This is a genomic window from Microbacterium sp. RU1D, from assembly GCF_900156435.1.
In the GTDB taxonomy this organism is placed as follows: Bacteria; Actinomycetota; Actinomycetes; order Actinomycetales; family Microbacteriaceae; genus Microbacterium.
Genome location: NZ_FTPQ01000001.1, coordinates 148,478 through 175,182, shown reverse-complemented (window position 1 = coordinate 175,182; position 26,705 = coordinate 148,478). Strand labels below are relative to the sequence as shown.

Genomic DNA, 26,705 nt, shown 5'->3' with positions numbered 1-26,705 from the left:
TCCCATGTCGACGACCCCCTGGTACCGCGACGGTCGGCTGCACTTCGGCGCCGGTGTCGAGAACACCTTCATCCCGCAGGAGCGCCCGGGGGAGCGCGCGATCGACGAGTACGCCCTCACCGAGCACTACGACCGCTGGAGCGACGACCTCGATCTGGCGGTGTCGGTGGATGCCGAGTTCCTCCGCTGGGGGATCCCCTGGCATGTCGTGTCCCCAGAGCGGGGGGTGTGGGACTGGTCGTGGACCGACCGGGTGCTCGACGGCTTCGCCGCTCGCGGCATCCGTCCGATCGTCGATCTGCTGCACTACGGCACTCCGACGTGGATCGAGGGGGAGTTCGCGCACCCCGACTACGCGTCCTTCGTCGCCGAGTACGCGGCGCGCGCCGCGGAGCGGTACCGCGACGTCGCCACCGACTACACGCCGGTCAACGAGCCGATGCTGCACTCCCTGTTCAGTGGCGAGTACGCCTACTGGCCGCCGTACCGCCAGGGGCCGGCGGGGCTCGTGGAGATCTCGACCGCGATCGCCCGCGGCTTCGTCGAGACCCAGCGGGCGGTGGCCGCGGTGCTCGGGCAGCGCGCCACCTTCGTGCACGTCGACGCCTCGATGCGGTACGCCGGCGACATCGATGCGCCCGAGCACCGCGAGACGGCTGAGCGCTACCGTCACCAGGCGTTCCTGGTCGAGGATCTCGTGACCGGCAGCGTGGGGGCGGAGCATCCGCTCCTCCCTCTGCTGCGCGCGCACGGCACCTCCGACGAGACGCTCGCGTGGTTCGCCGAGAATGCCGTGCACCCCGACGTGATGGGCGTCAACTACTACCCCCGGCACTCGACGGAGCTGTTCGAGAGCGGCATCCATCACTCCGGAGGCTTCGCCGATCCGCGTCCCACGCGCGACGACGGCGTGGGAGGGCTCGCGGAGATGCTGCGCACCTACGCCGCGCGCTACGGCGCGCCGGTGATGCTCGCCGAGACGTGCGTGACCGACGACGTCGCCACCCGCCTGCGCTGGCTCGACGATTCCGTGGCCACCGTCCAGGGGCTCCGCGCAGACGGGATCGACGTCGTGGGCTACACGTGGTGGCCGCTGTTCGACATGTACGAGTGGACCTACCGGCACAGCGACGAGCCGCGGTCCGCCCACCTTCTGACCATGGGACTCCACGACCTCGTGGAGACCGAGACCGGGCTCGCGCGCCGCCGCAACCCCGTCGCCGACCGATTCGCCGAGTACGCATCCCGAGGAGCACGATGACCACCGCCCGCCTGACTCTCGACCCCCGCTTCCCGATCGGGGCCGTCCGTCGCCGCCTGTTCGGCGGGTTCGTCGAGCACCTCGGCCGCCACGTCTACGACGGCATCTACGAGCCCGGCCACCCCGAGGCCGACGACCAGGGCTTCCGGCGCGACGTGCTGGAGCTCGTGCGCGAGCTCGGCGTCTCGACGATCCGCTATCCCGGCGGCAACTTCGTCTCGGGCTTCCGCTGGGAGGACAGCGTGGGACCGCGCGAGCAGCGCCCGCGCCGCCTCGACCTCGCGTGGCACTCGACCGAGACGAACGAGATCGGCCTCCACGAGTTCGCGGACTGGCTCGACAAGGCCGGCAGCGACCTCATGCTCGCCGTCAACCTCGGCACCCGGGGCGTCCTCGAGGCCCTCGACCTGCTCGAGTACAGCAACGTGCCCGGGGGGACGACCCTGTCGCAGCAGCGCATCGACAACGGCCGGGTCGAGCCGTTCGGCGTGCAGGTGTGGTGCCTCGGCAACGAGATGGACGGTCCGTGGCAGCTCGGCCATCGCTCCGCCGACGACTACGGCAAGATCGCCTCGCAGACCGCGAAGGGAATGCGTCAACTCGATCCGTCGATCGAGCTCGTGGTGTGCGGCTCGTCGGGAGCGTCGATGCCGACCTTCGGCGAGTGGGAGCGCGTCGTGCTGGAGCACACGTACGACGACGTCGACATGATCTCGTGCCACGCGTATTACCAGGAGCACGACGGCGACATCGACTCGTTCCTCGCCTCGTCGGTCGACACCGACCGCTTCATCGAGGCCGTCGTCGCGACCGCCGACCACGTCGGTGCCGTCCGCGGCAGCGCGAAGAAGATCGACATCTCGTTCGACGAGTGGAACATCTGGTACCAGACGCGCTTCCACGACGTCGACCAGATCACCGGCGTCGAGAACTGGCCCGTCGCCCCGCGCCTGCTCGAGGACGTGTACTCGGCTCTGGATGCCGTGGTGTTCGGCAGCCTCATGATCTCGCTGCTCAAGCACGCCGACCGCGTGGCATCCGCGTCCCTCGCTCAGCTCGTCAATGTGATCGCCCCGATCATGACGGAGCCCGGCGGTCCGTCCTGGCGGCAGACGACGTTCTTCCCCTTCGCGATCACCTCGCGTCTCGCGCAGGGCGACGCGGTGCGTCTGCAGGTCGAGGCGCCGCTCATCGAGACCGCGAAATTCGGCGCGGTTCCGGCGGTGGACGCCGTCGCGACCCACGACGCAGAGACCGGTGCGACCGCGATCTTCCTCGTGCACCGCGGCCGCGAAGAGGCCGTCGACCTCGCGATCGACATCAGCGGACTGGGCGACGTCGAGATCGTCGAGACGCACAAGCTGCACGACGACGACCCGTACGCTCGCAACACGCTCGACGAGCCCGAGCGCGTGCGGCCCGGAACCGTCGAGGCGCGCGTGGATGGCGGCATCCTGCACGTGACCCTGCCGCCCATCTCGTGGGCCGCGCTGGCGCTGCACCGCCTCGGCTGACACCTCGCCACCGGCGGTTCGGGGCGCGATTCGTCGCTCGGGGCGGAGAATCCACGCCCCAAACGGAGAATCACGCCCCAAACGGGGCCCTGGAGCCGCGCCAGCCATCCCCGCACGCAGAAGCGCCCGTTCCCCGCAGACTCCGACGGGGGCTGCGGGGAACGGGCGTTTGCGCGGGGGTCAGACCAGCTGCGCGCGGCGAGCAGACAGCTCGTCGAAGGTCGCGAACGACTCCGCAATCGGGCTGCCGGTGAAGTGGCCGACCCAGCCGTCGTCGTCGTGGAAGAAGCGCACGCTGACGTAGTGGGGCGCGGTGCCCATGTCGAACCAGTGCGTCGTGTTGGCCGGCACCGAGATGAGGTCGCCCGCCTCGCAGTACACGGCGTGCACCTTCTCGTTCGCGTGCAGGTAGAACACGCCCGCGCCCTTGGCGAAGTAGCGGTCCTCGTCGTCGTCGTGCTGGTGCTCGGAGAGGAACTTCTGCCGCGAGGGCGTCTTCACCTCGTCGTAGTTCTCCTGGGCGGGGTCGAGGGCGACCACGTCGACGAGGGTGTAGCCCTCGCGCTCCTTCACCTCGCTGATCTCGTCGGCGTACAGCGCGAGCACCTCGTCCTGCGAGGCCCCGGCGGGCACGTCGCGGATCTCCCAGCGCGAGAAGCGGGCACCGAGCTCGGCCAGGGCCTCGCGGATCTCGCTCTCCTCGGTGGTCTCGAGCACGGGCGTGCTCGGGTCGGTCTCTTTCCAGACGGTCAGGAGCGTCACGGCTCCTCCTCTCGGCGCGATATGAGCGGAATGATCCGATTCTCTCGCCGAATCCTTCCGAGTGCCCACTTCCGCGACCGGATCGCGGGTCGAGGTGTAACAAAGTGCAACCTCGACTAACGAGCGGGTGGACGGTGCTGCTTGACTGCTCGACGGTCGACCGGCATAGCACCCGGACGAGCCCTCGCACCCGACTCCTCGACGAAGGGGACCCCGTGTCCGTTCGATCCCACCGCTGGGCCACGCTCCTCGCGACCGCCGGCATCGCCGCCCTCGCCCTCACCGGCTGCGCGCAGCAGAACACCGCGGCCCCGGCCGCCTCGGCGGCCCCCGTGCAGAAGGTCGAGAACCTTCCGGCTCCCTTCGACGGCGCGCCGATCAAGGTCGCGCTCGTGCAGCAGTCCGGAGCCGGCGACTTCTTCACCGCCTGGACCGCGGGCGCGAAGGCCCAGGCCGCCGCGATCAACATCGACCTGACCGTCTTCGACGCCCGCAACGACAACGCCAAGCAGGCGTCCGACCTCGAGCAGGCCATCGCCTCCAAGCCCGACGCGATCATCGTCGACCACGGTCAGACCGACACGATCGAGTCGCACGTGCACGACGCGGTGGATGCCGGCATCCCGGTCATCGTGTACGACCTCGCTCTCGCCGACACAACCGGCGTCATCGTGACCTCGCAGTCCGACGCGTCGATGGCGCAGGGCGTGCTCGACCAGCTCGTCGCCGACAACGGCGACGGGGCCAAGGTGGGTCTCGCCAGCACCGACGGCTTCGCGCCCCTCGAGCGCCGCAAGAAGGTGTGGGACGAGGTCGTCGCCGAGCACGGCCTCGACCAGCTGTTCTTCACCGGCAAGGTGACCGAGTCGACCGCGACCGACAACATCCCGCTCATCGACGCCGCCCTGAAGGCGAACCCCGGCATCCAGGCGATCTTCGCGCCCTACGACGAGATCACGAAGGGCGTCGTGCAGGCCGTGCAGCAGAACAACCTGCAGGACAAGGTCAAGGTCTACGGCATCGACATCTCCAACGCCGACATCGAGGTCATGATCGCCGAAGGCAGCCCGTGGGTGGCCACGAGCGCGACCGACCCGTCCGCCGTGGGTGCCGGCGTCGTGCGCGCCCTCGCCCTCTCGCTCGCCGGGCAGCTCGACGAGACGAACGTCCAGTTCCCCGCGATCACCATCACGCGCGACTTCCTCCTCGAAAAGGGCATCACCAACGTCGCCCAGCTGCGCGAGGCCGAGCCCTCGCTCCTGCTCAGCGACACCGTGGTGGCCGACTGGCTCCCCGCGATCTCGGGATGACCGCACCTCTCCCCGCCGACGCCGCTCCGGTCGACGACACCTCCGTCGTCCGCCTGAGCGGCGTCGGCGTACGCTTCGGCAGCAATCAGGTGCTGCGCGAGGTGTCGCTGGCCCTCGAACCGGGCAGCATCACCGCGCTGCTCGGCACCAACGGTGCGGGGAAGTCGACGCTGATCGGCGCCGTCTCCGGCGCCAACGCCGGGTATACGGGCGACATCGCGGTCGGGGGCGAGGTGCTGCGCCTCACCTCTCCCGCCCGCGCCCGGCGGGCCGGTATCGAGACCGTGCACCAGCGCATCGCCGACGGCATCGTGCCCGGCCTGAGCGTCGCCGACAACCTCGCGCTCACCGACCTCGCCACTGCCGGTCACCGGCTCGTGCGGCGCGCGGAGGCCGAGCGCATCGCACGATCGGCCCTCGAGAGGCTCGGACTCGCGTGGAGCGACGAGGTGCTGCGGGCCGACGCCGATCGCCTCGGCACCTCCGACGCGCAGCTGCTCGTGCTCGCGCGCGCCCTGCGCTCCACCCCGCGGCTGCTCATCCTCGACGAGCCGACCTCGGCGCTCACCGCCGCCGAGGCCGACCGCCTGTTCGCCGTGCTGCGCGTGCTGCGCGACGAAGGGCTGTCGATCCTGTTCGTCAGCCACCGATTCGGAGAGATCGAACGCCTCGCCGATCGCATCGTGGTGCTGCGCGACGGCCGGCTCGAACTCGACGCCCGACGACCCTTCGACTGGCACGCCGCGCTCGAGGCGATGCTGGGCGTGCCCACCGAATTGCAGCAGCACATCACCGAGCCCCTCCCGGCCGGCCGCGACGTGCTCGCCGTCGCCGACGCCGTGCTGCTGCCCGGTGCAGAGCCGCTGAGCCTGCGGGTCGCGGGCGGCCAGGTGACCGGCATCCTGGGTCTGCTCGGCGCGGGCAAGACCGAGCTCGCCGAACTCGTCGCCGGGGTGCGCTCTGCCGGCGACGCTCGCCTCTCGCTCGACGGGGAGCCGTACCGCCCGACGTCGCCGGCCGCCGCGATCGCCGCGGGCGTGGTGCTCGTACCCGAGGACCGGCAGCGGCAGGGCATCCAGCCCGGGTGGTCGATCGCGCGCACGGTCGGCCTGCCCGTCCTGCGCGCCCTCTCGCGCGCGGGTGTCGTGGCGACCCGCCGCGAGCACGCCGCCGCCGACGAGGTGATCGACGCCTACGGGGTCGTCGCCCCGTCCTCCGACGCGCGCGTCGACGACCTCTCCGGCGGCAACCAGCAGAAGGTCGTCGTCGGGCGCTGGCTGCGCACCGATCCGCGTCTCGCCGTGCTCGACGAACCCTTCCGCGGCGTCGACATCGGCGCCAGGCGCCGCATCGGCGATGCCACCCGCGCCCGCGCGGCCGCGGGTGCCGCCGTCGTGGTGCTCTCCAGCGACGTCGACGAGGTTCTCGACGTCGCCGATCGGATCGTCGTCCTCGTCTCGGGCCGCATCGTGCTCGACATCCCCGCCGGCGCGCTCGACCGGGCGCGCATCGTCGCCGCTCTTCTCGACGACCCCGGCCACCGGAAGGAAATCGCATGACCTCCGTCTCCGCCCGGAGCACCGGCGTCGCCCCCGCGCGATCGAGCGTCGAATCCCGCGCCGTCGATGCCGTCGCGAAATGGGGCTTCGTCGCCGTGACGGTGCTGCTCATCGTGTTCTTCGCGCTGACCGAATCCGCCTTCGCGACGACCGACAACGTCTTCGGGATGCTGAAGTACATCGCCCCGATCGGCATCGCCGGTCTCGGCGTGACCCTCGCCATGACCGTCGGCGGCCTCGACCTCTCCGTCGGCGCCAACGCCGGCTTCGCGGTGTCGATCGCGGCCTGGACGATGGTGATCGGCAATCAGGTGGGCGGGATCGCCGTGGGCGTGGTGCTGATCTCCGGCGCCCTCATCGGCGCCGTCAACGCAGCGCTGATCGTCTTCGCGCGCATCCCCGACCTGCTGGCGACCCTCGCCACGATGTTCACCGTCGTGGGGCTCAAGCTCATCATCGTCGACGGCAAATCGATCTCGTCGCAGATGACCCTTGACGACGGGACCACCGCGCCCGGTCGTTTCACTCCCGACTTCCTGTGGTTCGATCGCGGGTCCATCGGCCCGGTGTCGGTGCCCGTGCTGCTGTTCCTCGGACTCACGGTGCTGCTGTGGTTCGTCCTCGACCGCACGCGCTGGGGCCGCGCGCTCGCCGCCGTCGGCTCGAATCCCGAGGCCGCCCGTCTCGCCGGCATCCGCGTGCGGGCCTACCGCGCCGCCGCGTACATCGGCTGCGGCATCCTGGCATCCATCGCCGGTCTCGTGCTGGCCGCCCGCATCGGCCAAGGCGACGTCTCGGCCGGCAACAGCCTGCTGCTGGACGCCGTGGCCGTTTCGCTCGTGGGGGTCTCGGTGCTCGGCATCGGCCGCCCGAACGCGTGGGGGACCGCGCTGGGTGCCGTGCTCATCGCCGTCATGGTGACGGGCTTCTCGATGATGGGCCTGCCGTACTACATCCAGGACTTCGGGAAGGGCGTCGTGCTGCTGGTGGCGCTGCTGTTCAGCTTCACGTTCCGTCGTCGCAAGACCACCATCGTCGCCGGGAGCACCACCGCATCATGACCGTCCTCACCGATCAGCTGACCGTCGCCACGGTCCCCGCCTACCTCGCGGCGCGCCCGCACCTCGCAGGCCCGGTGGACCCGGCATCCATCGTCTCGGTCGACGAGGTCGGCGACGGCAACCTCAATCTCGTCTTCATCGTGAAGGATGCCGCCGGCCGTGGCGTGGTCGTGAAGCAGTCGCTGCCCCACGTGCGCGTCGACCCCTCCTGGCCCCTGACTCGGGAGCGGGCGGCGCGCGAGGCCGTGGTGCTCGGGGCGCACGAGCGCATCGCCCCCGCTCACGTGCCCGCCTTCTACGGCTTCGACGCCGAGAACCTGGCGCTGTCGATCGAAGACCTCAGCGACCACGCCGTGTGGCGGGGCGAGCTCAACGCCGGGCGCGTGCACCCCTACGCCGCGGCCCGCCTCGGCGAGTACGTCGGCGAGGTGGGCTTCGCCACGAGCGTGTTCGGCACGCCGGGGCCCGAGCGTCGCCGCCGCATCGCCGAGGCCACCAATCCCGAGCTGAGCGAGATCACCGAGGACCTCGTCTTCAGCGAGCCGTATGTCGAGCACGAGCACAACGGATGGCTCGACGCCAACGCCGACGACGTGCGCGACCTCCGCGCCGACCGCGTCTTCGTGCGCGAGATCGGCCTCGCCAAGCAGCGGTTCCAGGAGAGCACCCAGAGCCTCATGCACGGCGACCTGCACACGGGGTCGGTGTTCGTGCGGGCCGAGGGCGAGTCGGTGCGCGCGTTCGACTCGGAGTTCGGCACGTACGGTCCCACCGGCTTCGACCTCGGTGCCGTGTGGGCGAACCTCGTGATCGCCGCGGCTCGCGCGCACGTGCTCGGACGAACAGAGGACGCCGAGACGCTGCTGCGCCTACCGGTCGAGCTCGTCGACGCGTTCGAGGCGGCCTTCCGCCGCCGCTGGCCCGAGCGGGTCGACCCGCGCGTGTACGACGACGAGGTGCTCGAGCGCACGCTCGCGCAGGTGCGTTCGGATGCCGCCGTCTACGCCGCCGCCAAGGCGGTGCGCCGAATCGTCGGGTATTCCAAGGTCGCCGACATCCTGACGCTGCCCGAGCCGGAGCAGGCCGCGGCCGCCCGGCTCGTCCTGCGCATCGCGCGCACCCTGGGCACCGCGCGGCTCGACGACGCCGACCCCCGCGTGCTCACGGCGCGGACGGTGGAGCTGTTGGGCTGACGCATCCAGTCAGTCGCGGCGTGCCGGTGCCCTCATGCGCTGCGCTGTGCGGCGCGCAGCGCCTCGAGCAGCTCGGCGCGCACCGCGCCGATAAACGCTGTTCCTTGCGAGACACGGCGTCTCTCCGCGTGTCTCGCAACGCGCGGCGTTTATCAGCTGCGCGGCGTCAGTAGGACGGGCGCAACGTGGCGCGCGGCGTGCCGGTGCGCGCGCGGCCTGCCGGTGCGCGGCGCGGCGCGCCGGGCGCGGCATCGGCTCGGGGCCGTCGCCGATAAACGCTGTCTGTCGCGAGACACGGCGTCTCGCCGCGTGTCTCGTCAGGATCGGCGTTTCTCAGCTGCGCAGCGTCGCTCGGCGGCGAGCTGCGCTCGTGCGGCGCGCACCGGGACGCCGGAGCGATGCGCACCGGGACGCCGGGGCGTCGCGCGCCGGATGCCGTCGGGTCAGCGCGTCGCGACGGTGAAGCGCAGCAGCCACTCGGTGATCTCGAGGTGGCGGCGGGCCGCGGCGACGTCGACACCCCAGGCGTACATGCCGTGGTTCGCGACGATGAGCGCGGGCACCTCGGGCACCTCGGCGGTGGCTTCGACGTAAATGTCGTCGAAGCGGGCGGCCTCGACGCGCATGTCCTGGTCGTTGGCGATCACCGGGATCGTCACCGTCTCGTCGTGGGCGCGGTGGCCGATGCCCTTGAGCATCTCCATGTCGCGGATCTCGACGCCCTGCGGCCACCGATGCCCGGCGACGACCGCGTCGAAGGCGTGGACGTGGAACACCGCTGCGGCGCCCGTGCGCGCGGCGATGTGGGCGTGCAGCCCCGCCTCGGCCGACGGCGGGCGCGGGTCGTCGGCGTCGAGGGCCTCCCCGTCGGCGCCGATCAGCACGACATCGCGGTCGGTGAGCTCCGACTTGTCGAGGCCCGACGCGGTCACCGCCAGCACGAGCGGGTCGCGGTCGAGCACGACGGAGAGGTTGCCGGAGGTGCCGCGCATCCAGCCGTAGCCCGAGAACCGCGAGGCCTCGGCGGCGAGGGCGGCACCGGCCTCCTGCACGCGGGTAGCGAGGGGGAGCTTCATCGGGTGATCTCGATCTCGTCGAAGGAAGCCACGGCATCCGCTGCGAAGTCGGAGCCGGCCCACGGCTCCCCGGCGCGGTCCAGCGCGACGGCCTGCCAACCGGCCGCGAGGGCGGCGGCGACCTCGTCGGGGTGGTCGGTGAGGAACAGCGCGCGGCCGGGTTCGACGCCGAGGGCCGCGGCGATGCGGTCGTACGACCCCGACTCCTTCTTCGGTCCGGCGCTGACGGTGTCGAAGAAGTCCTCGACGAGCACGGTCAGATCGCCCTGCGGCGCGTGACGGAACCACGGCACCTGCGAGGCGATCGAGCCCGAGGAGTAGACGGCGAGGCGGATGCCGTCCTTGTGCCAGGCGCGCAGGCGCGGCGGGACGTCGTCGAAGAACTGCGAGTGGATCTCGCCGGCGGCGAAGCCCTCCGCCCAGATGATGCCCTGCAGGGTCTTCAACGGCGTCGACTTCACGTCGGATGCCATGAGCCCGCGCAGCGCCTCGGCGACCTCGGCGTCGGTGGCGTCGGCATCCAGCCCCGTCTCGGCGATCGCGTCGGCGCGGGCGGCGCGCACGGTGTCGTCGTCGCGGCCGAGGACCTCGTCCAGGCGCGGGCGGGCGTAGTCGTAGAGGTCGCCGAGGATGAACCCTGCGGCGCTGGTGGTGCCCTCGATGTCGAGCACGACGACGTCGGCGGAGATGCGGGTCATGACGGTTCCTCGGAAGTGGGGGAGACGGGACGGAAGGAGATCGTGTCGGGCTGCACGGTGGCGGACACGGGCGCCGGCTGCTCGGGCGAGCGACGACGCAGGACGGCGGACGCGGGCACCGGCGCATGGGCGTCGGCGGCGAAGTGCTCGCCGACGCGCGCGGGTTCGAACGTTCCCCGGCTCGTCGCGATGCGGGTCACGAGGCGCGGCGGTGTCACATCGAACGCGGGGTACCAGGCGTCGGTCACGAGCGGGCTCGCGGTGCGCTGCCCCAACACCTCGAGCACCTCGTGTGGGTCGCGGTCCTCGATCACGACGTCGTCGCCGGTCGGCGCTGCAGGATCCGGGGCCTCGACCATCGCGATGTACGGGATGCCGAACGCCGCCGCGGCGGCTGCGTGGGCGAGCGTGCCGACCTTGTTGACGACGGAGCCGTCGAGGGCGACGCGGTCGGCGGCGGTCACGACGGCGTCGATCCGGCCCGAACCAACCCCGCGCGGAGAGGCGAGGGCGGCCGCGGCCATGCCGTCGGTGATGAGGGTGACCTTCTGGTCGAGCTCGCGCAGCGAGTGCGCGGTCAGGCGCGCTCCCTGCAGGTAGGGGCGGGTCTCGGTCGCGATCCACTCGATCTCGCGGCCGGCTTCGCGAGCGGCGGCGACGAGCCCGAACAGATAGGCATCGGCCCAGCAGTGGGTGAGGATGCGCGGCGCCTCCGGCAGGAGCGACAGCGTCGCCCGGCCCAGGCGCAGGCTGGCCTCGCGGTAGTCGCGGTCGACGGCGGCGGCGGTCTCGAGCGTGGCGTCGACCAGCGCCGCGGTGTCGTCGGCGTCGCGACCGGCGGCGAGGATGCGGGCGACCGCGTCGCGGGGGTGCGCGTTCGTGGGACGCGCGGTGGCGAGGGCCCGACCGGCGCGGCCGAGGGCGGTCCGCGCGTCGGCGAGGGGAAGCCCCCGCGCCTGGAGGGCGGCCAGGGCCATGCCGGCCGTGGCGGCGTAGAGCGGGCCGGAGCTCTGCGTCACCATGTCGCGAATCGCCGTCGCGACCTCGTCGGGAGTCGTGGCATCCACCCATTCCACGCGGGAGGGGAAGACGCGGCGGTCGAGGATGCGGACGACGCCCGCGGCCTCGTCGAGGACGACGGAATTCTCGAGCGTGGCGGACATCGCCGCCATCCTCCCATGTCGCCGGTATCGCAGTGGGGCGCATGACGCCGTGAGACATCGCGCGGTCGCGTACGATCGCCGATTCGCGCACCCTCGGGCCCGGTCCGCCCGGATGTCGCGGAGTCCGTGCGCATCGCCGGACGCCGGCCGCTCGCGCGCCCGCGCGTCCCCGCGCGCGCCCGTGAGACAATGGCCGCGGCGTGCTCGGACCGACCTTTCCCCGCACGGTGCCATGGGAATGGCGCCTCCGGGTCGAAGGGCCACCGAGCCCCAGGACAGCGTCCGCCGCACCTTTCCTCCGAGGAGCAGAGATGTCCGCTACCCCCGCCACCGCCACCGAGGCGACGACCGAGCGCGTCCAGCAGCACCGCCGGTACCTCATGTGCAAGCCCTCGCACTTCACGGTGAGCTACAGCATCAACCCGTGGATGGAGCCCTCGCGCCCCACCGACACCGACCTCGCCGTGCAGCAGTGGCAGGCGCTCTACGACACCTACGTGTCGCTCGGCCACGAGATCGAGCTGATCGACCCGCTCGAGGGCCTGCCCGACATGGTCTACACCGCCAACGGCGGCTTCGTGATCGACGGCATCGCCTACGGCCCGAAGTTCCGCTTCCGCGAGCGGGCCGCCGAGGCCCCCGCGTTCATCGACTGGTTCGCGGCCAACGGCTTCGAGGTCGCCGAGCCCGTCGAGGTCAACGAGGGCGAGGGTGACTTCTTGCTCGTCGGCGACACGATCCTCGCGGGCACGGGCTTCCGCTCGACGGGTGACAGCCACCGCGAGGTCGGCGAGGTGTTCTCGCGCGAGGTCGTGTCGCTGACGCTCACCGACCCGCGCTTCTACCACCTCGACACCGCGCTCGCCGTGCTCGACCCGGTCGAGGGGCCCGGCGGCGTCGACAAGGCCAACATCGCCTACTTGCCGAACGCGTTCGACGAGCGCAGCCAGGCGATCCTGCGCGAGCGCTTCCCGGATGCCATCCGGGTCTCCGATGCCGACGGCTCGGTGTTCGGCCTGAACTCTGCCAGCGACGGCAAGAACGTCATCATCTCCCCGCGCGCGGTGGGCTTCGAGGCGCAGCTGCGCGAGCGCGGCTACACCCCCGTCATGGTGGACCTGTCCGAGCTGCTGCTCGGCGGCGGCGGGATCAAGTGCTGCACGCTGGAGCTGCGCGGCGGCACCCGATGAGCACCGCCGTCGACGACCTCGGCGCGCAGCTCATCGCCGCCGAGGGAGCGCACGTCGCGCACAACTACCACCCGCTGCCGGTCGTCGCCGCGCGCGCCGAGGGCGTCTGGGTCACCGACGTCGAGGGCAGGCGCTACCTCGACCTGCTGTCGGCCTACTCGGCGTTGAACTTCGGTCACGGGCACCCGGCGATCCTCGCCGCCGCCCGCGAGCAGCTCGACCGCCTGACGCTCACCAGCCGTGCGTTCCACAACGACAAGCTGGGCCCGTTCGCTTCGGCGCTGTCGCAGCTGTGCGGCAAAGACCTGGTCCTGCCGATGAACACGGGGGCCGAGGCCGTCGAGACCGGCATCAAGGTCGCCCGCGCCTGGGGCTACCGCACGAAGGGCATCGCCCCGGATGCCGCGACGATCATCGTCGCCAACGGCAACTTCCACGGCCGCACCACCACGATCGTCGGCTTCAGCGACGACCCCACCGCGCACGACGACTTCGGTCCGTACGCGCCGGGCTTCGTGCACGTGCCCTACGGGGACGCGGATGCCATCGCCGCCGCGATCGACGAGAACACGGCCGCGGTGCTCCTCGAGCCCATCCAGGGCGAGGCCGGGGTCGTGCTGCCGCCCGAGGGCTTCCTGCAGCGGGTGCGCGAGATCTGCACCGCGAACGACGTGCTGTTCATCGCGGATGAGATCCAGTCGGGTCTCGGGCGGGTGGGCGAGACGTTCGCGTGCGATCGCGAGGGCGTCGTCCCCGACGTGTACCTGCTCGGCAAGGCGCTGGGCGGTGGCATCCTGCCGCTGTCGGCGGTCGTCGCGAACGAGGACGTGCTGGGCGTCATCCGTCCCGGCGAGCACGGGTCGACCTTCGGCGGCAACCCGCTGGCCGCGGCCGTGGGGCTGCGGGTCGTCGAGATGCTGGCATCCGGAGAGTTCCAGACCCGCGCGAAGGCGTTGGGCGCGCACCTCGAGCAGAACCTGCGGACGCTCGTCGGCCACGGGGTCACCGCGGTGCGCATCGCGGGGCTGTGGGCCGGGGTCGACATCGACCCCGCCGTGGGGACCGGCCGCGAGATCGCGGAGAAGCTCCTCGCGCGCGGCGTGCTCGTGAAGGACACGCACGGTCAGACGATCCGCATCGCGCCGCCGCTGACGATCCGCGCGACCGAGCTGGACTGGGCGGTCGAGCAGCTCAAGCACGTGCTGGGGTCCTGACTCGGCCAATCCCTGGGCGATGAACGCGCGCTGCACCGGGAAACGTCTGCTGCGGGCGTTTCCCGGTGCAGTGAGCGTTTTTCGGCGGACTCCGACCCTTTTGTCGGACGCCTGACCGCGGACGCGCCGGCTGCCATCGCCTTCGCACCCGGCTGCGCCGGGGCGGTCATCCGTGTTCGGAGCGTGGGTCAGGCGACCGAGATCGTCGCCTCGTCCCAACCCGTCGCGCCGTCGGGGGCGGGAGGGGCGACGTCGGACGTCTGCGTGCTGCCGTCGGCCGAGATCGCGCGGCAGCGTGCCGTGTGCAGGCCGCTGGTCGCCTCCCACGGCAGGCTCCACTGCACCCACGTGTCGGCCGAGATCGCGCTCGCGAGCGTGGCCGGCTGCCACGGGCCGTCGTCGATCTGCACCTCGACCCCTGCCACGCCGACGTGGTTGTGCCACGCCACCCCGGCGATCATGGTCGAGCCGGCCTCCACGCGGGCACCCGCGCGCGGGACGTCGATGCGCGACTGCAGCTTCACCGGTCCGCGTTCCGACCACCCGCGCGGGGTCCAGTACCCCTGGGCGCGGTCGAAGCGCGTGACCTCGAGCTCGCTCACCCACTTCGTCGCCGAGACGTATCCGTAGAGCCCCGGCACGACCAGACGCGCGGGGAATCCGTGCTCGATCGGCAGAGGTTCGCCGTTCATGCCGATCGCGAGGAGGGCGTCGCGCTCGTCGGTGAGCGCCTCCAGGGGACTTGATGCCGTGAACCCGTCGACCGAGCGCGAGAGCACCATGTCGGCCTCGGCGGTCGGTTTCGCCCGGGCGAGGATGTCGCGGATCGGCACGCCGAGCCACCGGGCGGTGCCGATGAGCGAACCGCCGACCTCGTTCGAGACGCACACGAGCGTGGCCACCGTCTCCTGCTGCGGCAGGGCGACGAGGTCATCCCAGCGCAGCACCACCTCCTGCTCGACCAGGCCGTGCACGCGCAGCGTCCAGGTCGCGGGGTCGACCTGGGGCACGACGAGGGCCGTGTCGATGCGGTAGAAGTCGGCCGACGGGGTGATGACGGGGGAGAGCCCCTCGATGCCGAGGTCGGCGGCATCCGGAACCGTCGTCGTGGAGACGGGCTGCGGCAGGCGCAGGGCCGAGCGCACGGCGCTGATCGCGCGGGCGCCGCCGCTGAGCGCCACCGATCCGAAGGCGGCGAGGGCGCCGGCCATGACGGCGACGCCCGAGAGCGCGAGCACGCCGCGGCGGGTGATGCCCTCCTCGGCGGGCGCACCGTCGGCTACTGCGCGCCGGGGCGGACGCCGCAGGCGGCCGATCAGCAGGGCGCCGACGACCGCCGCTCCCGCTCCCGCGATCAGTGAGGGCACTGGCGACAGCAGCCCGGCGTCGGCGCGCGTCATCGAGACGACGGCGCCGAGCGCGCCGAGGCCCGCGAGCACCACGCGTCCCCACGGCGGACGACGGTTTTCGAGCGCCCCGGCCGACCCGGCGACCACGAGCAGCAGGACGGCGATCCCCACGAGCAGCGCGGCCTTGTCGCCGGTGCCGAAGAGGTCGATGGCCAGGTCCTTCGCCCACGCCGGGGCGAGGTCGATCATCGCGCCCCCGATCACCGCGAAGGGGCTCGCCGAGGGTGCGACGATCGCTGCGGCAAGCTCGCCGAGCCCGGCCCCGAGCACGGTGGCGGCGATCCCCGCGACGACGGCCGGGAGATCGCGGGTGCGGGAAGAAGCGGGAGCCACGATTCGGAGCCTAGGCAGCACCGGGCGCGCGGGCGCCGACCGCGGCGGAACTCACAGCCAACCGGCATCCGTCACCGGACCGCTCATTCGGACTTTGCATGACGCGGCAGAGAATCCGGATGCCACCGGCCACGACCGCGACACCCACCGGTAGCGTTCACGCATGCGCGAGAGCCTGCGGTCCCTCCGGCGTCCGGCCTCCGACGCGGCGCCCGCCTTCGACCTGGCGTATGTGCGGTCGGGCCCGCGCGGGGCGACCCCCGTCGTGGTCATCCCCGGGGGTCCGGGGCTGGCGTCGGTTCTGCCCTACCGCGGCCTGCGGCGGCGAGCGGCCCGCGGCGGGCTCGACCTGATCATGGTCGAGCACCGCGGGGTCGGACGCTCCCGCCGCGACCTCGACGGCCGCCCGCTCCCGCCCGCGGCGATGCGCATCACGGCGGTGCTCGACGACATCGCGGCGGTGCTCGACGCGGAAGGCGTCGACCGCGCGGTCATCGTCGGCTCCTCGTACGGCAGCTATCTCGCGATGGCGTTCGGAGCCCGGCATCCGGAACGGGTCGCGTCGATGCTGCTCGACTCGGCCCTGCAGACGGCCCACGACGTCGATGTCGAGCGCGCAGCCGTGCGGACGTTGTTCTGGGATGCCGACGACGACATGGCGCGCGGGGTCCGGCGTCTCGTTGCCGCGGGGGTCTCGGAGCGGATCGTGCTCGACGTCGTCCGCGCCGCGTACGAACTCGGCGGGACCGACCTCGTCCACCCGCTCGTGCGGCACGAGCCCGGTCTCGCCTGGCGGGCGCTGACCGCCTACGCCACCCGCGATGCCGAGATCGCCGACATCCCGCACATCTACGAGTTCGACCTCGTGGGCACGATCGCCTTCCGCGAGCTGGGATACGGCGGCGCCCTCGACGGTCACCCGCTCGACCCGGTGCGCACCTACCTGCCCCTCGCCCCGCGCTACCCGGCGTTCGCGGGCGAGCCGTACGACCTGCGCGCGGCCGTGCGCGCATTCGACTGGCCCCTCGTCGTGCTCTCGGGCGACCGCGACCTGCGCACGCCGCCGACGATCGCCGAGCGGGTGGTCGCCGCGGCTCCGGATGCCACGCTCGTGCGCCTCCACAACGGACACAGCGCCCTCGACACCCACCCGATGGCGTTGCTGAACGCGATCCGACGGCTCGTGCGCGGGCAGCAGGCGGCCCTGCCCGGCGACGAGCCGGCGCTCGACCGGCTGCCGCGCACCGGTCTGTCGGCGTCGTTCCCGTCGCTTCTCGTGCAGATCGCGCGGCTGGAGGCCGTGGTCCGCCGCCGCGTGCTCCGCCGCCGCTGAGCCGCGGCGCCGACGAGCGGCATCCACTGTCCGCCGGCCGGTCGGTGTCAAGGCTTTGTCGCGAGAGGACCACCGTGATGAGAGTGGACGGTGACAGAAGTCGACCATCCCCGCTTCCCCCTTCTCCTTCCGCCCGACCTGATCGATCTCGACGGCGTCCGTGCATGTCTCGAGGGGGCGGATGCCGTGGACGCGCTCGGTACCGACGTCGCCGCCACTCTCGCCTGGGCGACGGATCTTCCCCGGCCCCGGTCGCTCGCCGCCACCTGGGAGCTGCTCGCGCAGGTAGCCGCGCGCGACGTCGCCGCCGCCCGCATGCTGGAGCCCCACCTCGACGCCCTCGCCATCCTCGACGAGGCGGCCGAGGCCGGAGTGCACCCCGCGATCGACACGGCCGGCTCGTGGGGGGTCTTCGCGGCGGAAGGCCCCGGCGTGCGCCTCGAGGCGCGCGAGGATGCCGGCACCTGGACCCTGCACGGCACGAAGCCGTGGTGCTCCCTCGCCGCCCACCTCGACCACGCGCTCGTCACCGCCTGGGTCGACGACGACCACCGGCAGCTCTTCGCCCTCGACCTGCGCGATCCGGCCGTGTCGCCGCGCTCGGGACCCTGGCACGCCCGCGGCCTCGACCGGGTCGTGAGCGCCCCGATCGACGTCGACGGCGCCGCCGCCGTGCCGGTCGGTGAGCCGGGCTGGTACCTGCGGCGCCCCGGATTCGCCCACGGCGGGGTCGGAGTGGCGGCCTGCTGGTGGGGCGGAGCGGTGCCGCTGCGCGACGCGCTCGCCGAGGTCGCCGCGGGGGAGTGGGCCGATCAGGTCTCTCGCGTGCACCTCGGACGCGCCGACGTCGCCTTGTGGGCGGCCCGCGCCGTCCTCGTGGAGACGGCAGCGGTGTTCGGCGCCGGGGTGTCGGCATCCGCGGGCCTGCGCGCCACCCGCGCGCGCACGGTCGTCGTCGACGCCGTCGAGCAGACGCTCGCCGCGGCCGCTCACGCCCTCGGGCCGGCGCCGCTCGTCGCCGACGCGGCGCACGCCCGACGGGTGGCCGACCTGCAGGTGTACGTGCGTCAGCACCATGCCGAGCGCGATCTCGCCCGCATCGGCGCCGACGTCGCCGCGGGGGACGGGGCATGGTGAGCTTCGACCACCGCGACCCCGGGACCGCCGAGAGCGTGTGGTCAGCGGCGCTGAAGCGCCACCTCCCGCCGCTCGTCCTCGACGTGGACCGTGTCGTGGTCGTGGCGGCGCATCCCGACGACGAGACCCTCGGGGCCGCCGGGCTGATCGCCACGGCCGCCGCCCGCGGCATCCCGGTCGACCTTCTCGTCGTGACCGACGGCGAGGGTTCGCATCCGGATTCCCCCACGCACAGCCCCGCCACCCTCGCCCTGGCCCGCCGCCGCGAACTCCGCGAGGCGGCGTCGATCGTGGGGGTCGGGAGCGAACCGGTGTTCCTCGGCCTGCCGGACGGCGGCACCGACGACCACCGGGATGCCATCGCCGCGGCGCTGCATGACGTGATCGATCGCGCGTCCGCCGATCGCCTCCTCGTCCTCTCGCCGTGGCGCGGCGACGGTCACCGCGACCACCGGGTGGTCGGCGAGATCGTGGAGGAGGAGTGCGCCGCGCGGGGCGTGCGCTCGCGGTCCTTCCCCATCTGGCTCTGGCACTGGGGCGGCTCCGACGACGTGCCGTGGGAGCGCGCCGAGCGCCTGACCCTCGACGCGGCGGCCCGGGATGCCAAGACCCGCGCCCTCGACGCGCACGCGAGCCAGCTCCGCGCGCTGTCGCCCGCTCTCGGCGACGAGCCGATGGTGCACGCGGGCATGCGCGCGCACTTCGAGCGCGATGGTGAGGTGTTCTTCGCGCCTGAACCCGCTTCGGCGGCTTCAGCGGAACCGACCGCGCGGGAGGCGGTGGCGTCTCCCGCCCCGCCCACCGTCGACCAGGGCTACTTCGACGGCATGTACGCGCGCCACGACGACCCGTGGGGCTTCGACTCGCGCTGGTACGAGGAGCGCAAGCGCGCGGTGCTGCTGGCGGCGCTCCCGCGTCGGCACTACCGCGCGGTGTTCGAGGCCGGATGCGCGACCGGCGCGCTGACCGCTGCGCTCGCCGACCGTGCCGAGCACGTGCTCGCGGTCGACCTCGCCTCCGCGGCCCTCGAGCGCGCACGGACCCGCCTTACCGGCCGCCGCGGCGTCGAGTTGCGCCGGGCGACGCTGCCCTTCGAGTGGCCGGAGGGGGAGTTCGACCTCATCGTGCTGTCGGAGGTGGCCTATTACTGGGCGGGTGACGACCTCCACCGGGGTCTCGCGGCAGCCGTCTCCTCTCTCGCCGCCGACGGATGTCTCGTCGCCTGCCACTGGCGGCATCCGGTCGCCGAATACCCTCGCGACGGCGACGAGGTGCACGCCGGGATCGGCGCCCGGACCGATCTCGTGCGTCTCGTGCGGCACGAGGAGGAGGACTTCCTGCTCGAGGTGTTCGGCCGCCCGGGCGCCCGATCGGTCGCCGGTGACGCGGGTCTGATCCGGTGAGGGCGGTCGCGGTGGTCATCCCGGCCCACGACGAGGAGGCGCTCATCGGTCGCTGCCTCGCCTCCGTCGAGCGGGCCGTGACGCACGCGCGGGAGCGGGAGCACGGGCTGTCCGCGGTGGTCGTGGTCGCCCTGGACGCCTGCAGCGACTCCACGGCGACGCAGGTGCGACGCCGTCGAGTCGAGGCGGTCGAGCTCACGGCGCGGCGGGTCGGTACCGCGCGCCGCGTCGGCGTCGAGCGCGCACTGAGCCTGATCGAGGCGGACGCGGCCGACACCTGGATCGCGATGACGGATGCCGACACCACCGTGCCGCGCGACTGGCTCGCGCATCAGCTCGATCTGATGGACGCCGGCGTCGACATGATCCTCGGCACGGTGCGCCCCGACTTCGCCGACCTCAGCGCCCGCCATGCGGACTACTGGCGTGCAACGCATCGGCGCGGAGAGCCCGCCGGGAACGTGCACGGGGCCAACCTCGGCGTGCGCGCGAGCATCTACGCCCGTGCGGGCGGCATCCCGGACCTCGCTGAGCACGAGGACGTCGCCCTGGCCCGCGCGGTGCGGGCGATCGGGGCGACGGTCCGCGCGAGCGACGTGCACGAGGTCGAGACATCGGGGAGGTTCGTGGGGCGGACCCCGGCCGGGTACGCCGCGTTCCTGCGCCGTGTGCACGCGTGGGTCGACGCGCCGCCGCTCGCCGAGACCGGCGCCTGACCCATGTGCCGGGGGCTCGTCAACCACCTCGGCGGCGGGGCCGTCGCGCAGCAGACTGGCCATCCCCCGGAATGAGAGGCATCACCATGAAGGCATTGACCTGGCAGGGCATCCGCAACGTGAGCGTCGAGGAGGTCCCCGACCCCGAGATCCTGGAACCCACCGACGCGATCGTCAAGATCACCTCCACCGCGATCTGCGGCTCCGACCTGCACCTCTACGAGCTCTTCGGTCCCTTCATCGACAAGGGCGACGTACTCGGCCACGAGCCGATGGGCGTCGTCGTCGAGGTCGGCTCGGCCGTGACGAACCTCGCCGTCGGCGACCGCATCGTCGTCCCCTTCAACATCTCCTGCGGGCACTGCTTCATGTGCCGTCGCGGCCTGCAGTCGCAGTGCGAGACCACGCAGGTGCGCGAGTACGGCAGCGGTGCGGCGCTCTTCGGCTACACCAAGCTCTACGGTCAGGTGCCCGGGGGCCAGGCCGAGTACCTGCGCGTGCCGCTGGCCGACTACAACCACATCCGCGTCGGCGACGACCTGCCCGACGACCGCTACCTCTTCCTGAGCGACATCGTGCCCACGGCCTGGCAGGGTGTGCAGTACGCGAACGTCCCCGAGGGCGGCACGCTCGCGGTCATGGGCCTCGGCCCGGTCGGTCAGTTCGCCGCCCGCATCGGCGTGCACCTCGGCTACCGCGTGCTCGCGATCGAGCCCGAGCCGGAGCGTCGCGCGATGGCCGAGCGGCACGGCATCCTGACGTACGACCTCACCGATACCGTGGTCGACGAGCTCGTCGACCTCACCGAGGGACGCGGGGCGGACGGGGTGGTGGATGCCGTGGGCATGGAGGCTCACGGCAACGGCGGCATCAAGCTCGCGCAGAACGCCGTCGGGCTGCTCCCCGACGCCCTCGCGCAGAAGCTGATGGACAAGGCGGGCCTCGACCGCCTCGCCGCGGTCTACGCCTCGATCGATCTCGTGCGCCGCGGCGGAACCGTGTCGCTGAGCGGCGTGTACGCCGGCGAGGCCGACATCCTGCCCATGAAGACGATGTTCGACAAGCAGCTGAACCTGCGCATGGGGCAGTGCAACGTCAAGCGCTGGATCGACGACCTGCTGCCGCTGGTCGAGGACCCCGCCGATCCCCTCGGCGTCATGGACCTCGTGACCCACCACGCCCCGCTGGAGGACGCCCCCGGCCTCTACGAGACGTTCCAGAAGAAGGAGGACGGCTGCATCAAGGTTGTTCTGCGCCCGGGTTCCTGACGCCCCGCTCCGTCCCGCCACCCCGCTCCGCTCCCGCGTCGACCGCCGGCCTAGGAACGTGACGGCGCGTGAGGGGTCATTTCCTGTCGCCGGGATTCGCGCCAGGCGACACTTCTTGACCCCTCAGGCGGTGGCTCGTGCAAGGAATGAGGGGGAGGGATGCCGTCAGGCGGCGCTCACACGCGACCGGCGTGAACGGCCTCGAGGGCGTCGGCGTCGGCGGGGCTCATCCCCTCGATCGGCTCGCCGTTCCAGACGATGTCGTCGCCCAGGGCGGCGAGGATCTCCTTGCGATCGCCGTGCGAGATCTTGGCGCCATGAACGATGGTCGCGGGGCTCCACAGCATCGCGGCGTCGTCCCACCATCCCGCACCCACGTCGCGCACGTGCAGCAGGTCGTGCAGCGTCTTCGGCAGGTGCTTCAGCGGCTCGGTGAAGGCGTCGGCGAGCACGGCGAGTGTGATCTGACGCTCGGTGCCCGGCACCGCCACGACCGGCTCGGCGAGCTCGCCCTGGATCGCTCGCGAGACGTCCTCCGCCTCGAGCAGGATGACGCCGTTGGTGGGCCGTGGGTTGCACTCGATGATCTTGTAGTCGGGCGCGGCTTCGCTCCCGTGATCGACGAAGTCGAACGAGATCTGGCCCGTGAAGCCCGGGTCGAGGGTGTCGACGAGCTGCTGCGTGTAGCGGAGCGTGTCGGTGCTGTCGACGGCGATGAAGGCGATCGCCGTCGAGTGCGCCCACTGCTCCGCGGCCTTGTAGGTGGTGTGCGCCTGCACGCGGCCGTCGACCACGACGCTGTAGGTGCACACCATCGGACCGTCCACGAACGGCTGCACGAGCCACGGCTGCTCGGGGGTGGGGACGCACTCCTCGACCGGGATCTTCCCGGCCAGCGGACCCGTGTTGGTCAGCAGGCCCACGCCGCCGCGCGAGAACGCCGCGCGGGCGAAGTAACGCGGGAACGAGGCGATCGCCTCGCGCAGCTCGTCGGGCGAGGTGACGACCACCGTCTCGGGGATGGGCACCCCGGCATCCTGGGCGAGGCGCTGGAAGCTCGCCTTGTCGTGCAGACGCGCGAGGTCGGCGAAGCTGCCGGCGTACAGGCGCACCCGCGCGGGCAGGTCGGCCACGCGCGCGGCGAGGTAGAAGACCTCCTCGAACGTGGGGATGATGACGTCGATGTCGTGCTTCTCGACGTAGTCGCTCACCGCGGCGATGAAGGCGTCGGTCTCGAACCGTGGTGACGGGGTGGCGAGGTGCCCGGCGAGGAAGCGCGAGTGATTGCCCACCGCGCCGTCGTAGGTGTCGCTCGCGAAGACGGTGTGCCCGACGCTGCCGAGCTTGCGGATCAGGTCGAGGGCGAAGGTGTTCCGAGAACTGGTGACGAGCACGCGCATGAAGGGACCCCTGGTCGTTACGGCTGACGTTGGGCGTCACTCTATCCATCGGCTGTGCGCGCGTGGGGGAAACCTCTTCGCAACACGGCGCTGGATAGAGTCTCAGCATGGGTGACCTGTTCGACGGTTACGGCTCCACGCTGGCGCCGCGCAAGACCGCATCCGGCATCCCGGCGTACGACGAGATGTTCGGCGTCCCGGCCAGACCCGGAGACGCCGCCCCCTCTCGCGAGGCGTACCGGGAGCTGTACCAGACGCTCGCGCAGATGACCCAGGAAGAGCTGCGCGGTCGCACCGAGTCGCTGGCGAGCTCGTACCTGGCCCAGGGTGTGACGTTCGACTTCGCGGGCGAGGAGCGGCCGTTCCCCCTGGATGCCGTGCCCCGCGTCATCGCCTACGACGAATGGTCGCGCATCGAGGCGGGCGTGAAGCAGCGCGTGCGCGCTCTCGAGGCCTTCCTCGACGACGCCTATGGCAACCAGCACTGCGTGCGCGACGGAATTCTGCCCGCGGGTCTCATCTCGTCGTCGCAGTACTTCTACCGCCAGGCGGCCGGCATCCGGAGCGCCAACGGCGTGCGCATCCAGGTCTCGGGTATCGACCTCATCCGCGACGAGCACGGCGAGATGCGCGTGCTCGAAGACAACGTGCGCGTGCCCTCGGGCGTCTCGTACGTCATCTCGAACCGCCGCGTCATGGCGCAGACGCTGCCCGAACTGTTCGTCTCGATGCGGGTGCGTCCCGTCGGCGACTACCCGAACAAGCTGCTCGCGGCACTGCGCGCCTCGGCCCCGCCCGGCATCGACGATCCGAACATCGTGGTGCTCACCCCCGGTGTGTACAACTCCGCGTACTTCGAGCACACGCTTCTCGCGCGGCTCATGGGCGTGGAGCTCGTCGAGGGCCGTGACCTGCTGTGCGTGGGCGGCAAGGTGTTCATGCGTACGACGCGCGGACCGCAGCGCGTCGACGTCATCTACCGCCGCGTCGACGACGACTTCCTCGACCCGCTGCAGTTCCGCGCCGACTCGATGCTCGGAGCCCCCGGCCTCATGCTCGCCGCGCGCCTGGGCAACGTCACGATCGCCAACGCCGTGGGCAACGGCGTCGCCGACGACAAGTTGCTCTACACGTACGTACCCGACCTCATCCGGTACTACCTCGCCGAGGAGCCGATCCTCAAGAACGTCGACACCTGGCGTCTGGAAGACCCGGGCGCACTCGAGGAGGTTCTCGACCGCCTGCCCGAACTCGTCGTGAAGCCGGTCGACGGCTCCGGCGGCAAGGGGCTCGTCGTGGGCCCCGACGCCTCGCCCGCCGAGCTCGACGCCCTCCGCAAGCGACTGCTCGCCGACCCGCGCGGCTGGATCGCGCAGCCGGTCGTCATGCTCTCGACCATCCCGACGCTCGTCGAGGACGGGATGCGACCGCGGCACGCCGACCTGCGCCCCTTCGCCGTCAACGACGGCGACGACATCTGGGTGCTCCCTGGTGGTCTCACCCGCGTCGCGCTCCCCGAGGGGCAGCTCGTGGTCAATTCGAGCCAGGGCGGCGGGTCGAAGGACACGTGGGTCGTCGGCGGCTCCGCGCCCTCTCACGTCGAGTACGGCCAGGGCAACGGCGTCTCGGGCCTCGTCGCCGATCAGGCGGCGGTGACCGAGGCGATCCCGATCATCTACGACGGCCAGCCGGCTCCCGCCACCGCACCGCGCGACCTCCGCGCCGGCCGCGACCAGCAGGAACAGCAGCAGCAGGATGCCACCGTGCAGCACGGCCCGCAGGCCGAGCAGCAGCAGCAGGCGTCGCAGGTGATCGCGGACCCTTCGACGGGCTCAGGGACCAGGGAGGTCGACTCATGTTGAGTCGCATCGCAGAGAGCCTGTTCTGGATCGGGCGGTACATCGAGCGCAGCGACGGCACCGCGCGCATCCTCGACGTGCACCTGCAGCTCCTGCTCGAAGACCCCTGGATCGACGAGGACACCGCCTGCCGATCCCTGCTCAGCGTGATGGGCTCGACCTGGCCGGAGAACGTCGACACGGTCCGCCGCGACGACGTTCTGGCGCGCCTGGCGGTCGATCGCATGAACCCGTCGAGCATCGCCTACTCGCTCACCGCGGCGCGCGAGAACGCCCGCCGCGCGCGAGAGATCGTGTCCACCGAGCTGTGGGAGATCCTCAACACCACGAACTCGCGGATGCCGCGGCGACTGCAGACCGACAAGGTGCACGAGTTCTTCCAATGGGTGCGCGAGCGCGCAGCGCTGGCGATCGGCATCGTCGACTCGTCGACCAACCGCGACGAGGCGTGGCAGTTCTTCACCCTCGGCCGCAGCATCGAGCGCACCGACATGACGGCGCGTTTGCTCGCGACCCGTTCGCTCACCGAGGTGTCAGGGCCGTCGTGGACGACCATTCTCCGCTCCTGCGGCGCGTACGAGGCCTATCTGCGCACCTACCGGGGGATGCCGAGCGCCCGCAACGCGGCGGAGTTCCTCCTGCTCGACCGGCTCTTCCCGCGCTCGATCATCTACTCGATCCAGCGAGCGGAGGACTGCATGAGCGCGATCGACCCGCGCGCCGACCGCGTCGGTCATTCCAACACCGTGCTGCGGGCCCTCGGCCAGATCCGCAACGACCTCGAATACCGACCGGTCAGCGAGATCCTCTCGGAGCTGCCCGAGCACATGCAGCGCGTGCAGACGGTCACGCGCGAGGCGTCGGAGGCGATCCGCTCGCGGTTCTTCCCCACGCAGGCCGAACCGAGCTGGATCGGGGAGATCTCATGACGGATGCCATGACCACGGCCACCACGTCGACCCCGGGGGATCTGCGATGAAGCGCCTGCGCATCGAGCACCAGACCGGTTTCGTGTACCCGGGCGACGTCGTCGCCTCGTACAACGAGGCGCGGATGCTGCCGCACTCCACCGACAGCCAGTTCGTGCTGAGCTCCTCGCTCGACATCGAGCCCTCGACGTCGGTGAACCAGTACGTCGACTACTTCGGGACGCGGGTGGCGGCGTTCGACGTGCTCTCGCCGCACGCGGCGCTCACCATCACGGCCCGCTCGCTCGTCGAGGTGCGCCCGCGACCGATCGAGCACGCCGACATCACGTGGGAGCAGCTCGCCGCCGAGGCCGACCGGTCGATCTCGACGGTCGAGCAGCTGACCCAGACCCGCCGCACCACACCGCACGCCGAGGTGGCCGAGCTGGCGCGCTCCATCGCCGCGCAGCACGACAGCCCCGGTCCCGCCGCGCACGCCATCGCCGAGGCGATCGGGAACGCGATCGAGTACATGCAGGGTGTCACGGGCGTCACCTCCACGGCCATCGACGCCTGGGAGGCCCGCAAGGGCGTCTGCCAGGACATCGCGCACGTCGCCATCGGGGCGCTGCGCGAAGTCGGCATCCCCGCCCGATACGTCTCGGGCTACCTCCACCCGAAGCCCTCGGCCGAGGTCGGCGAGGCGGTCACGGGCGAGTCGCACGCGTGGGTCGAGTGGTTCGCCGGCGACTGGCAGGGCTTCGACCCCACGAACAACATCGAGATCGGCGACCGGCACGTGCTCGTCGGCCGCGGCCGTGACTACAACGACGTGCCCCCGCTGCGCGGTGTGTACGCCGGCCCCGGCAAGAGCAACCTCAAGGTGAAGGTGACGATCACGCGCGAGACGTGAGCGCCGCATCCCCGGCGCGGTGACC

General features: G+C 71.8%; 22 protein-coding genes. 16 read left to right on the top strand and 6 right to left on the bottom strand.

Annotated elements, in window-relative coordinates:
- Positions 1 to 4 precede the first annotated feature (4 nt).
- Together B0B15_RS00745 and B0B15_RS00740 are read left to right on the top strand one after the other, a co-directional pair.
- Entirely contained in the window at positions 5 to 1,261 is a 1,257-nt protein-coding gene (locus tag B0B15_RS00745; RefSeq protein WP_076672839.1) for a family 1 glycosylhydrolase, read from the top strand.
- Positions 1,258 to 2,775, top strand: a complete 1,518-nt coding sequence (locus tag B0B15_RS00740) for an arabinosylfuranosidase ArfA (RefSeq protein ID WP_076672838.1) — start codon at positions 1,258 to 1,260, stop codon at positions 2,773 to 2,775. Before B0B15_RS00745 ends, B0B15_RS00740 begins: the two co-directional genes overlap by 4 nt.
- 180 nt (positions 2,776 to 2,955) lie before the next feature.
- Here B0B15_RS00740 and B0B15_RS00735 read toward each other — a convergent pair whose 3' ends face one another.
- The gene (locus B0B15_RS00735; RefSeq protein WP_076672837.1) at positions 2,956 to 3,537 is read right to left on the bottom strand and encodes a 1,2-dihydroxy-3-keto-5-methylthiopentene dioxygenase; all 582 of its coding nucleotides are present in this window, start codon (positions 3,535 to 3,537) and stop codon (positions 2,956 to 2,958) included.
- Between the two features lie 215 nt (positions 3,538 to 3,752).
- Here B0B15_RS00735 and B0B15_RS00730 point away from each other — a divergent pair, with 215 nt between their 5' ends.
- The 4 genes from B0B15_RS00730 to mtnK are packed head-to-tail and all read left to right on the top strand — an operon-like array spanning position 3,753 to position 8,660.
- On the top strand, positions 3,753 to 4,847 hold the full coding sequence (locus B0B15_RS00730; RefSeq protein WP_076672836.1) for a substrate-binding domain-containing protein: 1,095 nt from the start codon (positions 3,753 to 3,755) through the stop codon (positions 4,845 to 4,847).
- Positions 4,844 to 6,406 (top strand): sugar ABC transporter ATP-binding protein, encoded by a 1,563-nt coding sequence (locus B0B15_RS00725; protein WP_076672835.1) that lies wholly within the window; start codon positions 4,844 to 4,846, stop codon positions 6,404 to 6,406. Before B0B15_RS00730 ends, B0B15_RS00725 begins: the two co-directional genes overlap by 4 nt.
- Positions 6,403 to 7,467 (top strand): ABC transporter permease, encoded by a 1,065-nt coding sequence (locus B0B15_RS00720; protein WP_076672834.1) that lies wholly within the window; start codon positions 6,403 to 6,405, stop codon positions 7,465 to 7,467. The genes B0B15_RS00725 and B0B15_RS00720 overlap by 4 nt, the downstream gene beginning before the upstream one ends.
- Positions 7,464 to 8,660 carry an S-methyl-5-thioribose kinase gene (mtnK, locus tag B0B15_RS00715; RefSeq protein WP_076672833.1) on the top strand — a complete coding sequence of 399 codons (1,197 nt, stop codon included), beginning with the start codon at positions 7,464 to 7,466 and terminating at the stop codon, positions 8,658 to 8,660. The genes B0B15_RS00720 and mtnK overlap by 4 nt, the downstream gene beginning before the upstream one ends.
- A 443-nt stretch (positions 8,661 to 9,103) precedes the next feature.
- On the opposite strand, the gene mtnB is transcribed toward mtnK, so the two are convergent.
- The 3 genes from mtnB to B0B15_RS00700 are packed head-to-tail and all read right to left on the bottom strand — an operon-like array spanning position 9,104 to position 11,597.
- A complete protein-coding gene (gene mtnB, locus B0B15_RS00710) occupies positions 9,104 to 9,736 on the bottom strand; it encodes a methylthioribulose 1-phosphate dehydratase (RefSeq protein ID WP_076672832.1) in 633 nt (210 codons plus the stop codon).
- A complete protein-coding gene (mtnC, locus tag B0B15_RS00705) occupies positions 9,733 to 10,434 on the bottom strand; it encodes an acireductone synthase (protein ID WP_076672831.1) in 702 nt (233 codons plus the stop codon). Before mtnC ends, mtnB begins: the two co-directional genes overlap by 4 nt.
- Positions 10,431 to 11,597, bottom strand: coding sequence for a translation initiation factor eIF-2B alpha/beta/delta subunit family protein (locus B0B15_RS00700; RefSeq protein WP_076672830.1), 1,167 nt, complete (start codon positions 11,595 to 11,597; stop codon positions 10,431 to 10,433). The genes mtnC and B0B15_RS00700 overlap by 4 nt, the downstream gene beginning before the upstream one ends.
- A gap of 311 nt (positions 11,598 to 11,908) precedes the next feature.
- Here B0B15_RS00700 and ddaH point away from each other — a divergent pair, with 311 nt between their 5' ends.
- On the top strand, positions 11,909 to 12,787 hold the full coding sequence (gene ddaH / locus B0B15_RS00695) for a dimethylargininase (RefSeq protein WP_076672829.1): 879 nt from the start codon (positions 11,909 to 11,911) through the stop codon (positions 12,785 to 12,787).
- Entirely contained in the window at positions 12,784 to 14,001 is a 1,218-nt protein-coding gene (rocD, locus tag B0B15_RS00690; RefSeq protein ID WP_076672828.1) for an ornithine--oxo-acid transaminase, read from the top strand. The genes ddaH and rocD overlap by 4 nt, the downstream gene beginning before the upstream one ends.
- Positions 14,002 to 14,189: 188 nt before the next feature.
- Here rocD and B0B15_RS00685 read toward each other — a convergent pair whose 3' ends face one another.
- Positions 14,190 to 15,743, bottom strand: a complete 1,554-nt coding sequence (locus tag B0B15_RS00685; RefSeq protein ID WP_076672827.1) for a molybdopterin-dependent oxidoreductase — start codon at positions 15,741 to 15,743, stop codon at positions 14,190 to 14,192.
- 163 nt (positions 15,744 to 15,906) lie between these two features.
- Here B0B15_RS00685 and B0B15_RS00680 point away from each other — a divergent pair, with 163 nt between their 5' ends.
- The 5 genes from B0B15_RS00680 to B0B15_RS00660 all read left to right on the top strand — a co-directional run bounded on the left by B0B15_RS00680 (position 15,907) and on the right by B0B15_RS00660 (position 21,600).
- Positions 15,907 to 17,076 carry an alpha/beta fold hydrolase gene (locus B0B15_RS00680; RefSeq protein WP_076672826.1) on the top strand — a complete coding sequence of 390 codons (1,170 nt, stop codon included), beginning with the start codon at positions 15,907 to 15,909 and terminating at the stop codon, positions 17,074 to 17,076.
- Positions 17,077 to 17,166: 90 nt separating this feature from the next.
- A complete protein-coding gene (locus tag B0B15_RS00675; protein WP_256334121.1) occupies positions 17,167 to 18,213 on the top strand; it encodes an acyl-CoA dehydrogenase family protein in 1,047 nt (348 codons plus the stop codon).
- Positions 18,207 to 19,616, top strand: coding sequence for a PIG-L family deacetylase (locus B0B15_RS00670; RefSeq protein ID WP_083708794.1), 1,410 nt, complete (start codon positions 18,207 to 18,209; stop codon positions 19,614 to 19,616). The genes B0B15_RS00675 and B0B15_RS00670 overlap by 7 nt, the downstream gene beginning before the upstream one ends.
- Positions 19,617 to 19,627: 11 nt before the next feature.
- Positions 19,628 to 20,332, top strand: coding sequence for a glycosyltransferase family 2 protein (locus tag B0B15_RS00665; RefSeq protein ID WP_256714454.1), 705 nt, complete (start codon positions 19,628 to 19,630; stop codon positions 20,330 to 20,332).
- 86 nt (positions 20,333 to 20,418) lie between these two features.
- Positions 20,419 to 21,600, top strand: a complete 1,182-nt coding sequence (locus B0B15_RS00660; RefSeq protein WP_076672824.1) for a zinc-dependent alcohol dehydrogenase — start codon at positions 20,419 to 20,421, stop codon at positions 21,598 to 21,600.
- A gap of 176 nt (positions 21,601 to 21,776) precedes the next feature.
- Here B0B15_RS00660 and B0B15_RS00655 read toward each other — a convergent pair whose 3' ends face one another.
- Positions 21,777 to 23,000 (bottom strand): ATP-grasp domain-containing protein, encoded by a 1,224-nt coding sequence (locus B0B15_RS00655; RefSeq protein ID WP_076672823.1) that lies wholly within the window; start codon positions 22,998 to 23,000, stop codon positions 21,777 to 21,779.
- Between the two features lie 107 nt (positions 23,001 to 23,107).
- On the opposite strand from B0B15_RS00655, the gene B0B15_RS00650 reads away from it, so the two are divergent.
- Genes B0B15_RS00650 through B0B15_RS00640 form a run of 3 tightly spaced genes read left to right on the top strand, consistent with a single transcriptional unit; the run spans position 23,108 to position 26,680 of the window.
- Complete coding sequence (locus B0B15_RS00650; protein ID WP_076672822.1) at positions 23,108 to 24,862, top strand: circularly permuted type 2 ATP-grasp protein; 1,755 nt, start codon at positions 23,108 to 23,110, stop codon at positions 24,860 to 24,862.
- Positions 24,856 to 25,788: an alpha-E domain-containing protein gene (locus B0B15_RS00645; RefSeq protein WP_076672821.1), complete on the top strand. Its 933-nt coding sequence runs from the start codon at positions 24,856 to 24,858 to the stop codon at positions 25,786 to 25,788. The genes B0B15_RS00650 and B0B15_RS00645 overlap by 7 nt, the downstream gene beginning before the upstream one ends.
- Before the next feature lie 46 nt (positions 25,789 to 25,834).
- The gene (locus B0B15_RS00640; protein ID WP_076672820.1) at positions 25,835 to 26,680 is read left to right on the top strand and encodes a transglutaminase family protein; all 846 of its coding nucleotides are present in this window, start codon (positions 25,835 to 25,837) and stop codon (positions 26,678 to 26,680) included.
- Positions 26,681 to 26,705 lie beyond the last annotated feature (25 nt).